Genomic DNA, 11,471 nt, shown 5'->3' on the forward strand with positions numbered 1-11,471 from the left:
CAATGTGCCTGGATCTAATCGCGGGCGAACCAAGAATACGAGCTGCCGGGAACTATTGGGCAATCTGATTCACTCTGTCGGCTCGTTTACCTTGATCGTGCGCGGCTTGTAGAGCGCACACGCCCGTACCGATCATTTTCTTTCCTTCATTTTTCAAGGACTTGCATATGCCAACCGGTACATACAAACACTCGCTTCTCGGAACTGTCACATTCAAGACGAAGTCGGGCACTTGGGTCAGGGGTGACTCCATCGAGTTCATATCTGGTTTTGATGCGGACATGGATGTCAAGAACGTAGTTATTCCCCAACTGGTCGGGATCAAAGGTGCCGGCACGGGAAAGTTCCGATTTCATGTAAAAGCGCATGACCAATTACGCGCTGCATTCGATGAAATAGAACGCAAGCAGTTGCTTCACCACATCATGGAGTTCGGAGGCGGGTTTAATCCGCGGTTGAAGAAACCCACCGACGGATCCATCAGTCAGGACCCATCCAACCATTCATTCGGACTCGCAATTGATCTGAATCCCAACGATGGAACAAATGGCGGGACGACTGAGCCGTTGGCGAAGATTTTTGAGGCGCATGGGTTTCACTGGGGCAAGGCCTTCGACGATCCGATGCACTATGAGGTCAAAGAGTTCACCGCTCAACCTCTTGCTGATTTTCGGCTACTGCGCTCGGGGGATGCCCGTTCCCAGGAACCATCGTGGACTTTAACGGATGTTTCCGACTTCATCTCGAACCAGGCAACCGTATTCCCGCACGGTCTTTCAAGTCTTGAGTTGGAACTAAGCGGGGAAGGGAAGCTGCGGCTGGTTCTCAAAAGTGCGGACTTACCCCAAGACGAAATCCTGGAAAGCGACGGCCGCCTTTTTATCGCTGGCAAAACGTTGTCGTATGAGGAGGTTGTCAAGCTTATCACCGCCAACAACAAGTCGGGCAACGCCACGGTAACTACTGAACTGCTGACGGCCCTCATTTGGAAGGAGAGCTCCTTCAAGCCCGACGCTGGGTCAGCCAACAGCAGCGCGACCGGCCTGATGCAGATGACCAAGGTGGCCGTGGAAGATGTCAATAACAACACGCCAAAACCCATTCATTTCGAGCACTCTGAAATGACGGATCCGGCCAAAAACATCCAGTGCGGAACCTATTACCTGGCGATGCGCATTGCCCGCGAGGGTGGTGACTTGGTGAAAGGGCTGGATAAATATGGCACAGGGCCTGGGTATTCGACCAACATCCTTGCATGTGAGAAGTGCCTCAAGGCGAATCCGAAGAAGCCACAGCCGTGCCTGGACGCGATACATCCCTGAGATTGGGGTCTAAAAGAATGGTGTCGCGATAGTCGCTCTTCGGCGATGGCGTGCAGGGGTTACCGCCAGTGATGCTAGCGCTGTCAAGCCGGGCCCAACGGGGTGGCGGAGTCAACCGTGTCAGTCCCCGCATACGCCACCCGGCGTATTCCCCAATCCCCCTCCGGTCCCCAGAATCCACTCATCGTTGCGCCAAAGCCTTGTTTTGATTGGCTTTTGCGCAGCGAAACGCGATTTACTTACCCCCATACCTATCTACTACCGGAGAGGATCACATGCAAGAACGTCGATTTACCCTCAAGGCGATGACCGCCGCTGTCGCGCTGGCCGCACTGGGCGCCATGCCCGCTTTTGCCCAGGACACGATCAAGGTCGGCGTGCTGCACAGCCTGTCGGGCACCATGGCCATCTCTGAAACCACCCTCAAAGACACGGTGCTGATGGCGATCGAAGAGATCAATGCCAAGGGCGGCGTGATGGGCAAGAAGCTCGAGCCCGTGGTGGTGGATCCGGCCTCCAACTGGCCGCTCTTCGCTGAAAAGACCAAACAACTGCTGGGCCAGGACAAGGTCGCCGTGATTTTCGGCTGCTGGACGTCTGTGTCGCGCAAGTCGGTGCTGCCGGTTGTGGAAGAAATGAACGGCCTGCTGTTCTACCCCGTGCAGTACGAGGGTGAAGAGCTGTCCAAGAACGTGTTCTACACGGGCGCGGCGCCTAACCAGCAGGCGATTCCTGCCGTCGATTATTTGATGAGCAAGGCCGGCGGCGGCGCCAAGCGCTGGGTGCTGCTGGGTACCGACTATGTGTATCCCCGCACGACCAACAAGATTCTGCGCGCTTACCTGAAGAGCAAGGGCGTGGCCGACAAGGACATCGACGAGAAATACACCCCCTTCGGCCACAGCGACTACCAGACCATCGTGGCTGACGTGAAGAAGTTCTCGCAAGGCGGCAAGACGGCCGTGGTGTCGACCATCAACGGCGACTCCAACGTGCCCTTCTACAAAGAGCTGGGCAATGCCGGCCTGAAGGCCAAGGACGTGCCCGTGGTGGCCTTCTCGGTCGGTGAAGAAGAGCTGCGCGGCGTGGACACCAAGCCCCTGGTCGGCCACCTGGCCGCCTGGAACTACTTCCAGTCCATCAAGAGCCCGGCCAACACCGAGTTCATCAAGAAGTGGTCCGCTTATGCCAAGGCCAAGAAGCTCCCCGGCGCCGACAAGCCTTTGACCAACGACCCGATGGAAGCCACCTACATCGGCATCAACATGTGGAAGCAGGCCGTCGAGAAGGCCAAGTCCACCGACACCGACAAGGTGATTGCCGCCATGGCCGGCCAGACCTTCAACGCACCCTCGGGCATCGTGAGCAAGATGGACGAGAAGAACCACCACCTGCACAAGTCGGTGTTTATCGGCGAGATCAAGGCGGATGGGCAGTTCAATGTGGTTTGGAAGACGCCTGGCCCTGTCAAAGCCAAGCCTTGGTCTCCTTATATCGAAGGCAACGATAAAAAACCTGATGAGCCTGTGAAGAAGTAAGAGGCTGGGCTTGGGTGGAGGCCGGTTGGCCCCCACCCTAACCCTCCCCCAGAGGGGGAGGGGATAAACACCCCAAGTCATTCTTTCTTGCTCCTTCCCCCGCTGGGGGAAGGTTGGGATGGGGGCCAGCGGCCTCCAATCCAACACGGTTCGGCCCGGTTCTTGCTGATGTTGGCAAGACCGGCGCCCACAAGGAAGTTGCAGTCTGGGCGCCCCACCGATAAGCTGGTGCGCGCCCAACCTACAGGTTCTTTCCACATGCTGCTACGCCACTTTTTCTCTCTCTCCCTCACGCTCCTACTAGCAGCCCATGCCCACGCTTTGACCGCCGATGAGGTCAAGGGCATGGCCCTGGGCGAGACGGAGGCGCGGGTGGCGGCTTTGACCAAGGCCGCGGCTGTCGCGGACGACAAGACGGCGGCGTTTATCCAGGCGCTGTCGGACGACGCGGTCAAGACCAAAGGCGACAAGGTGTTTGTCGTGAAGGACGACAAGGCTTATGACCCGCTCACGGGCGCGGAGACACCGCTGCCGGTCGATGCCGAGGACGTGATCAACCCCAACCTGATGCGCAGCGAGATCGACAACGCGCTGGCGGCGCTGAAGCTGTTCTCCAAAGATGAAAAGCAGCGGCGCGACGCGATCAAGACCCTGGGCGGCGACAACGACGAGGCGCGCCTGCCCTTGATCGAAAAAGCCTATGCAGCCGAGACGGTGCCCGAATTGAAAAACCAGCTGGAGCTGATGCGCTCGGCCATCCTGCTGGGCAGCAGCGACAAGGCCAAGCGCCTGGCGGCGGCGGCGCAGCTGGCCGGCAGCAAGAACCCTAATACCAAGACCGTGCTGATAGAGCGCCTGGGCACCGAAACCGATGCCGACGTCAAGGTGGCGCTGCAGGCGGCGCTGGCCAAGGTCGAGGCTTCACTCGAATGGGGCAACAAGCTGGGCGCGATTTTCAGCGGCATCAGCCTGGGCAGCATTTTGCTGCTGGTGGCGTTGGGCCTGGCCATCACCTACGGGCTGATGGGCGTCATCAACATGGCGCATGGCGAGCTGATGATGATCGGCGCCTACGCGACCTATGTGGTGCAGGGCCTGTTCCAGCGCTATCTGCCCGGCCTGTTTGACTGGTACTTGCTGGCCGCTGTGCCTGTGGCTTTTATGGCCTCGGCGCTGATGGGCGCGGCCCTGGAGCGTGGTGTGATCCGCTTCCTCTACGGCCGCCCGCTGGAAACATTGCTGGCCACCTGGGGCATCAGCCTGATGCTGCAGCAGCTGGTGCGCTCCATCTTCGGCGCGCAAAACGTCGGGGTCGAAAACCCGGTGTGGATGAGCGGCGGTGTGCAAGTGCTGGGCAACCTCTCGCTGCCATACAACCGCCTGGTGATCATTGTCTTTGCGGTGGCGGTGCTGCTGGGCGTGGCCTGGCTGATCAGCCGCACACGCCTGGGCCTGTTTGTGCGCGGCGTCACGCAGAACCGGCCTATCGCCGCCTGCATGGGCGTGAACACCGCGCGTGTCGACACCTACGCCTTCGCGCTGGGCTCGGGCATCGCGGGCCTGGCCGGTTGCGCGCTGAGCCAGGTGGGCAATGTGGGCCCTGACCTGGGCCAGGGTTATATCGTCGATTCCTTCATGGTCGTGGTGCTGGGCGGCGTGGGCCAGCTGGCGGGCACGGTGTATGCCGCGCTGGGCCTGGGCATCCTCAACAAATTCCTCGAAGGCTGGACGGGCGCCGTGCTGGCCAAGATCGCCGTGCTGGTCTTCATCATCATCTTCATCCAGAAGCGGCCGCAGGGCATCTTCGCGATGAAGGGCCGCTCGGCCGAGGCATGAACATGAGCACCCCCATGGCAACCCCCAATACCGCGGCCTCCCGCGTGCATCTTCCCGCCAAGGGCCCGTTGTTGACGCGCGGCGGCTGGAGCGCTTTCATGATGGCGCTGATCGCCGTCTGCGCCCTCGCGCCCGTGCTCAACCTCTGGGTGCCCGAGGGCAGCATGTTCCACATGAGCACCTATGCGGTGGCGCTGCTGGGCAAGATCATGTGCTACGCGATCTGCGCGCTGGCCATGGACCTGATCTGGGGTTACACCGGCATCCTCTCGCTGGGCCACGGCGTGTTCTTCGCGCTGGGCGGCTACACCATGGGCATGTATTTGATGCGCCAGATCGGCCGCGACGGCAATTACAAAAGCGACTTGCCGGACTTTATGGTCTTCCTGGACTGGAAGGTGTTGCCCTGGCACTGGACCTTTAGCGACAGTTTTGCGGCGACCTTGTTCCTGATCGTCGCGGTGCCGGGTATCGTGGCCTTTGTGTTCGGCTTTTTCGCGTTTCGCTCGCGCATCAAGGGTGTGTATTTTTCGATCATCACCCAGGCCATGACCTTCGCGGCCATGCTGCTGTTCTTCCGCAACGAGACGGGCTTCGGCGGCAACAATGGCTTTACCGACTTCAAGCGCATTTTGAACATCCCGCTGGCCACGCCTTCGATGCGCATGACGCTGTTTGTGCTGACGGGCCTGACGCTGCTGGGCTTCTTCCTGTTTGCCAAATGGCTGGTGGGCAGCAAGTTCGGCCGCGTGCTGCAGGCGATACGCGACGCGGAAACACGCGTGATGTTCTCGGGCTACAACCCGCTGGGCTACAAACTCACGATCTGGGTGATCTCGGCCGTGATGTGCGGTGTGGCGGGGGCGCTGTATGTGCCGCAGGTCGGCATCATCAACCCCAGCGAGATGAGCCCCGCCAATTCGATTGAAATCGCGATCTGGGCGGCGGTGGGCGGCCGTGCCAGCCTGATAGGCCCGATAGTGGGCGCCTTTATCGTCAACGGCGCCAAGAGCTGGTTGACCGTGGCCTACCCTGAGTTCTGGCTGTACTTTTTGGGCGCGCTGTTCATCAGCGTCACACTCTTCCTGCCCGATGGCGTGGTGGGCCTGGTGAAAAAGCTGCGCAAAGGCGGTGCCAAATGACCCCCGACCTGCTCGAACAAGGCGCGCGCCGCGTGGAAGAGCGCCTGGCCGCGCTCGAAGCCGGAAAATCCAATACCGAATCAGGCGGCCGCAGCGCCAGCGGCAGCCGTGTGGCCCATCCGAGCGGCGAGGTCGACGTCACCCACGGCCGCATCCTCTACCTCGAAGACGTGAGCGTGAGCTTTGACGGCTTCAAGGCCATTAACAAGCTGAGCCTGGACATCGCGCCCGGCGAGCTGCGCTGCATCATCGGCCCCAACGGCGCCGGCAAGACGACGATGATGGACATCATCACCGGCAAGACCCGGCCTGACGAAGGCACGGTGTTTTTTGGCAGCACGATCGATTTGCTGCGCCACAAGGAAGCCGAAATCGCCCAGCTGGGCATAGGCCGCAAGTTCCAGAAACCCACGGTGTTCGAGCAGCTCACGGTGTTTGAAAACCTGGAGCTGGCCCTGAAGACCAACAAGGGCGTGAAGCACTCGATGTTCTTCAGGCTGGACTCCGCCCAAAGCGACCGCCTGGCGGAAATCCTGGTGACGATTCACCTGGCCGACAGCGTGGGCCGCCTGGCCGGCAATCTGAGCCATGGGCAGAAGCAGTGGTTGGAGATTGGGATGCTGCTGATGCAGGATCCGAAGTTGCTGCTGCTCGACGAACCCGTCGCGGGGATGACTGATGAGGAGACTGCGCGGACGGCTGAGCTCTTTCTTACGCTCAAGGGGCAGCACTCCTTGATGGTGGTGGAGCACGATATGAGTTTTATCAAGACTATTTCTGAAATCGTCACTGTGCTGTGTGACGGAGCTGTGCTGGCGCAGGGGACGCTTGATCAGGTGCAGGCGGATGAGCGGGTTATAGAGGTTTATCTTGGGCGCTAGCAGCCCTAGCCCGTTGATGGAATCGGCTCTTGTGCCGGCGGCGCGGCCTCTGCATGGGGCGGCTGGCCGGGGTCGCCCGGCATGCGACTCACTTTCTTTTGCTTCGCCAAAAGAAAGTAAGCAAAGAAAAGGCGACCCTGGTTGCTGCGTCCCTTCGCTGCGCTACGGGCAACCTGCGGTGCTCGGTCCAGACGGGGTCTCGCTAAACTCGCTTCGCTCAAACAACGCGATCCCTGATCCGTCTGGACCTCCGCTCCTCGGCGCATCCACAAGGGGTGGGGATAAAGAATACAAATACCAAATACTTGAAGAAACAAGGACTCGCCGTGGCGAGTCCTTGTTTGGCTTTGTCCCCGCTCCCGTTCCCGATTGCCCCGTTCTGGCTGGGCCGAGGAGCGCAGAGACAAGCGGATCAGGGCCGGCGTTGTCTGAGCGAAGCGAGTTTAGCCGGACCCCGCTTGGCTCGAGCACCGCAGGTTGCCCGAAGCGAAGCGTAGGGACCCAGACTGCGGGTCGCCTTTTCTTTGGTGACTTTCTTTTGGCGAAGCAAAAGAAAGTTACTTGCTGCCGGCAACCCCGGCCAGCCACCCTCAGCAGAGAGCACTCCAATCAGAAACCCCTCCGGCAAGAGTAAGGAACCCCATATGCTCATAGCCAAAAACATCAATCAATACTACGGCGGCTCCCACATCCTCAGAGACGTGAGCCTCGACGCCCACCTAGGCAAGGTAACAGTACTCCTGGGCCGCAACGGCGTAGGCAAAACAACGCTACTCAAATCCCTCATGGGCCTGGTCCCCATCAAAACCGGCACCATCGACTTCGACGGCAAGCAGATTCAAGCAAGCACTCCGTATGAACGGGCAAGAGCGGGGATAGGCTTCGTCCCGCAAGGAAGAGAAATCTTCGCGAGACTCACAGTAGAAGAGAATCTCCGCATGGGCCTGGCCTACAAGAGCGCGTCCACCCCCATCCCGGCCGAACTGTATGAACTGTTCCCGGTACTCAAGCAGATGCTGAACCGCCGCGGCGGTGACCTGTCGGGCGGGCAGCAGCAGCAGCTGGCGATTGCGCGCGCGCTGGCGGCCAAACCCAAGCTGCTGATCCTCGACGAGCCGACCGAGGGCATACAGCCCAGCATCATCAAGGACATAGGCCGTGTGATCCGCATGCTGGCGGACCGGGGCGACATGGCCATCCTGCTGGTGGAGCAGTACTACGACTTCGCGCAGGAGCTGGCCGACGACTACCTGGTGATGGAGCGCGGCGAGTTCATCGCGCGCGGGCAGGGCAAGGACATGGAAACCAACGGTGTGCGGCAGCTGGTGGCGATTTAGTTGTTCTTTTTCCCTCTCCCCCTGGGAGAGGGTTAGGTGAGGGCCCGACGGCAGGCGATAGACTACTGTTCCTTGCACAAGCCGCGGCCCTCACCCCACCCTCTCCCAGAGGGAGAGGGAGTCAATGCCGGGGCACGGCAAGGCGGCACAACAAGCCGGCAACAACAATCAATAAAAGGTAGACGCCGATGGCTTTGCTGGCCTTGGACAACTGGCTGATCCGGGAGAAAACGCATGCGGGGCTGTCGGGATTTCGCCGCTTCCTGGTGGAGTTCGGCTGCTTCGGCCTCAAGGAGGCGAGGGCATGCCTGTTTGCCGGGCTGTTTTTTGCGGCGGTGTTTTTGGTGCCGCGCGCCGGTGTGGCGGGTATTCCGCGCTATGACCTGCTGCTGGTGATCGCGCTGCTGATCCAGAGCTGGATGGTGCTGGCCAGACTGGAAACGCTGGACGAGCTCAAGGCCATCTGCCTCTTTCACGTGGTGGGGTTTGCGCTGGAGGTCTTCAAGACTTCGGGGTCCATCCAGTCCTGGAGCTACCCGGACTTTGCCTATACCAAGCTATTCGGCGTGCCGCTGTTTTCGGGCTTTATGTATGCGGCAGTGGGCAGCTACATCATCCAGGCCTGGCGCCTGTTCGATCTGCGCATCCGTCATCACCCGCCGCACTGGATGGCCGTGGTGATCGCGGTGCTGGTGTACGCCAATTTTTTCACGCACCATTTCTGGGGCGACTACCGCTGGTACATCGCGGCTTGCCTGGCGGGTTTGTATGCGAGGTCGACGGTGATCTTCCGGCCCTATGACCGGGACCGCAGCATGCCCCTGCTGCTGGGATTTTTGCTGATCGGGTTCTTTATCTGGGTGGCGGAGAACATCAGCACCTTCTTCAGCCTCTGGCATTACCCCAACCAGCTCGGCGCCTGGTCCATCGTGCATGTGGGCAAATGGAGTTCCTGGTCGCTGCTGGTGGTGATGACCTTCACCATCGTAGCCAACCTCAAGCATGTGAAGGCGCGCATCCATGTGCCGGACTGACGCGGGTGAGTGGGGCGGGGCGCGCCGCATGAAGCTGCGTTTTGACCGCGAGGCGGCGCTGTGGGCCGTCTTCATTTTCATCATTGAAGTGCTGATCGCGACCGTGTGGTCGCACCACCCCTGGCTGCGGGGCTTCGTCGGTGACGTGCTGGCGGTGGTGTGGGTGTACTTCCTGTTCAAGACAGTGGTCAAGGCCAACACGGCCGGCCTGGCGCTGGTCGCGTTTGCGGTGGGCTGCGGGGTCGAGCTCGCCCAGTATGTGGCGGCGGTCAACGGCTGGCACGTCGAGAACCGGGTGCTCAGGATTGTGCTGGGTTCGGTGGCCGACTGGATGGACGTGCTGGCCTATGCCTGTGGATTTTTGGGGGTGTTGGCGCTGGAGTTTTTGCTTGCGCGGCTGCGGCTTTTTTCTGCCTCTGCCTCTCTTGCTCCCTCTCCCCCTGGGAGAGGGCAGGGGTGAGGGCCGGCGGCCTTCAAACATGCAGTGAAGCTTCAAGCGCCGCCGGCCCCCATCCCAACCWTCCCCCAGCGGGGGAAGGAGWAAATCCAAGGSRCACGACTGCAACGCGCCGCCTCTTTCTTACTCCCTCTCCCAGAGGGAGAGGGAGTAAATGCATGGCGGCGCAACAACACCCAGGATTTTTTAAGCGGCTTTTCGGTTAGGATGTTTTCGGGCCGGCCCCATTGCCGGCCACGTCGCTCGGACGGTTCCGGGCGCTCACGTGAAAGTCTCCTTCTATGTCTGCTTCTCCAGGCAAGCGCCGATTCGCGCGCATTGACCGCCTTCCCCCTTACGTCTTCAACATCACGGCCGAGCTGAAACTCGCGGCGCGCCGGCGCGGCGAGGACATCATCGACATGAGCATGGGCAACCCGGATGGCGCCACACCGGCGCACATCGTGTCCAAGCTCGTGGAGGTGGCCCAGCGCCCCGACACCCACGGTTATTCGGCCAGCAAAGGCATCCCGCGGCTGCGGCGCGCCATCGCGCACTGGTACCAGAGCCGCTACCAGGTGGCGATAGACCCGGACAGCGAGGCCATCGTGACCATAGGCTCCAAGGAGGGCCTGGCCCATTTGATGCTGGCCACGCTGGACCGCGGCGACACGGTGCTGGTGCCGGACCCGAGCTATCCCATCCACATCTACGGCGCGGTGATCGCCGGCGCCGACATTCGCTCGGTGCCGCTGACGCCCGACACGGATTTTTTCGCCGAACTGGAAAAAGCCATACGCGGCAGCTACCCCAAGCCCAAGATGATGGTGCTGGGCTTCCCCTCGAACCCGACGGCCCAGTGCGTGGAGCTGGAGTTTTTCGAGAAGGTCATCGCGCTGGCGCGCAAGCACGACATCTTTGTGGTGCACGATTTAGCCTATGCCGACATCGTGTTCGACGGCTGGAAAGCGCCGTCCATCATGCAGGTGCCGGGCGCCAAGGACATCGCGGTGGAGTTCTTCACGCTGTCCAAGAGCTACAACATGGCGGGCTGGCGCGTCGGTTTCATGGTCGGCAACCCCGACCTGGTCGCGGCGCTGGCCCGCATCAAGAGCTACCACGACTACGGCACCTTCACCCCGCTGCAGGTGGCCGCGATCGCCGCACTCGAAGGCGACCAGCAATGCGTGAAAGACATCGCCGCACAGTACCAGGCCAGGCGCGATGTGCTCTACAAGGGATTGATCGAAGCCGGCTGGCCGGTGGATTGCCCCAAGGCCTCGATGTACATCTGGGCGCGGATTCCCGAGGCTTATCGCAAACTCGGCTCGCTGGAGTTTGCCAAGCAGCTGCTCGACAAGGCCAAGGTTTGTGTGTCGCCGGGGATTGGCTTTGGCGATCATGGCGATGATTATGTTCGGTTTGCTTTGATTGAGAATGAGGCGCGGATTCGGCAGGCGGTTCGGGGGATTAAGGCTATGTTTAAGGCTGATGGGGTGAGGTAGGTTGGCCGGGTCTTGCGCCGGCTGTCCGCGTTCCCTCTGTGCTCTCTTCTAAGTTCCGCTGGCCGGGGGTTGCCCGGCAGCAAGTAACTTTCTTTTGCTTCGCCAAAAGAAAGTCACCAAAGAAAAGGCGACCCGCAGTCTGGGTCCCTACGCTTCGCTGCGGGCAACCTGCGGTGCTCGAGCCAAGCGGGGTCCGGCTAAACTCGCCTTCGGCTCAGACAACGCCGGCCCTGATCCGCTTGTCTCTGCGCTCCTCGGCCCAGCCAGGACGGGGCAATCGGGAGCGGGGAAAGAAGACAGAAAACGAAAACACAAAGAAGACAAATACAGACAAGGACTCGCCGTGGCGAGTCCTTGTTTCTTATGTATTGGTATTCCTTCCCCACCCCTTGTGGATGCGCCGAGGAGCGCAGGTCAGGCGGATCAGGGATCGCGTTGTT

General features: G+C 60.7%; 9 protein-coding genes. All 9 read left to right on the forward strand.

Features of this window, described 5'->3' with window-relative positions; genetic code table 11:
- Window positions 1-167: 167 nt before the first annotated feature.
- The 9 genes from AC1D0O_RS09625 to alaC all read left to right on the forward strand — a co-directional run bounded on the left by AC1D0O_RS09625 (window position 168) and on the right by alaC (window position 11,031).
- On the forward strand, window positions 168-1,322 hold the full coding sequence (locus AC1D0O_RS09625) for a transglycosylase SLT domain-containing protein (protein WP_477653292.1): 1,155 nt from the start codon (window positions 168-170) through the stop codon (window positions 1,320-1,322).
- Between the two features lie 275 nt (window positions 1,323-1,597).
- Window positions 1,598-2,860: an urea ABC transporter substrate-binding protein gene (urtA, locus tag AC1D0O_RS09630; protein ID WP_477653293.1), complete on the forward strand. Its 1,263-nt coding sequence runs from the start codon at window positions 1,598-1,600 to the stop codon at window positions 2,858-2,860.
- A gap of 258 nt (window positions 2,861-3,118) precedes the next feature.
- Window positions 3,119-4,696, forward strand: coding sequence for an urea ABC transporter permease subunit UrtB (gene urtB / locus AC1D0O_RS09635; RefSeq protein ID WP_477653294.1), 1,578 nt, complete (start codon window positions 3,119-3,121; stop codon window positions 4,694-4,696).
- A gap of 14 nt (window positions 4,697-4,710) precedes the next feature.
- A complete protein-coding gene (gene urtC / locus AC1D0O_RS09640; protein WP_477653295.1) occupies window positions 4,711-5,838 on the forward strand; it encodes an urea ABC transporter permease subunit UrtC in 1,128 nt (375 codons plus the stop codon).
- A complete protein-coding gene (gene urtD / locus AC1D0O_RS09645; protein ID WP_477653296.1) occupies window positions 5,835-6,719 on the forward strand; it encodes an urea ABC transporter ATP-binding protein UrtD in 885 nt (294 codons plus the stop codon). The genes urtC and urtD overlap by 4 nt, the downstream gene beginning before the upstream one ends.
- A 644-nt stretch (window positions 6,720-7,363) precedes the next feature.
- Window positions 7,364-8,056: an urea ABC transporter ATP-binding subunit UrtE gene (gene urtE / locus AC1D0O_RS09650; protein WP_477653297.1), complete on the forward strand. Its 693-nt coding sequence runs from the start codon at window positions 7,364-7,366 to the stop codon at window positions 8,054-8,056.
- Between the two features lie 188 nt (window positions 8,057-8,244).
- Window positions 8,245-9,090: a DUF817 domain-containing protein gene (locus tag AC1D0O_RS09655; protein WP_477653298.1), complete on the forward strand. Its 846-nt coding sequence runs from the start codon at window positions 8,245-8,247 to the stop codon at window positions 9,088-9,090.
- Window positions 9,077-9,550: a ribosomal maturation YjgA family protein gene (locus tag AC1D0O_RS09660; RefSeq protein ID WP_477653299.1), complete on the forward strand. Its 474-nt coding sequence runs from the start codon at window positions 9,077-9,079 to the stop codon at window positions 9,548-9,550. The genes AC1D0O_RS09655 and AC1D0O_RS09660 overlap by 14 nt, the downstream gene beginning before the upstream one ends.
- Window positions 9,551-9,828: 278 nt before the next feature.
- A complete protein-coding gene (gene alaC, locus AC1D0O_RS09665) occupies window positions 9,829-11,031 on the forward strand; it encodes an alanine transaminase (protein WP_477653300.1) in 1,203 nt (400 codons plus the stop codon).
- Window positions 11,032-11,471 lie beyond the last annotated feature (440 nt).

Source organism: Polaromonas sp. P1_F2 (assembly GCF_056405735.1).

Coding starts and splice junctions, on each gene's coding strand:
- AC1D0O_RS09625 (WP_477653292.1), top strand. CDS start 168: ATGCCAACCGGTACATACAAACACTCGCTTCTCGGAACTGTCACATTC.
- urtA (WP_477653293.1), top strand. CDS start 1,598: ATGCAAGAACGTCGATTTACCCTCAAGGCGATGACCGCCGCTGTCGCG.
- urtB (WP_477653294.1), top strand. CDS start 3,119: ATGCTGCTACGCCACTTTTTCTCTCTCTCCCTCACGCTCCTACTAGCA.
- urtC (WP_477653295.1), top strand. CDS start 4,711: ATGGCAACCCCCAATACCGCGGCCTCCCGCGTGCATCTTCCCGCCAAG.
- urtD (WP_477653296.1), top strand. CDS start 5,835: ATGACCCCCGACCTGCTCGAACAAGGCGCGCGCCGCGTGGAAGAGCGC.
- urtE (WP_477653297.1), top strand. CDS start 7,364: ATGCTCATAGCCAAAAACATCAATCAATACTACGGCGGCTCCCACATC.
- AC1D0O_RS09655 (WP_477653298.1), top strand. CDS start 8,245: ATGGCTTTGCTGGCCTTGGACAACTGGCTGATCCGGGAGAAAACGCAT.
- AC1D0O_RS09660 (WP_477653299.1), top strand. CDS start 9,077: ATGTGCCGGACTGACGCGGGTGAGTGGGGCGGGGCGCGCCGCATGAAG.
- alaC (WP_477653300.1), top strand. CDS start 9,829: ATGTCTGCTTCTCCAGGCAAGCGCCGATTCGCGCGCATTGACCGCCTT.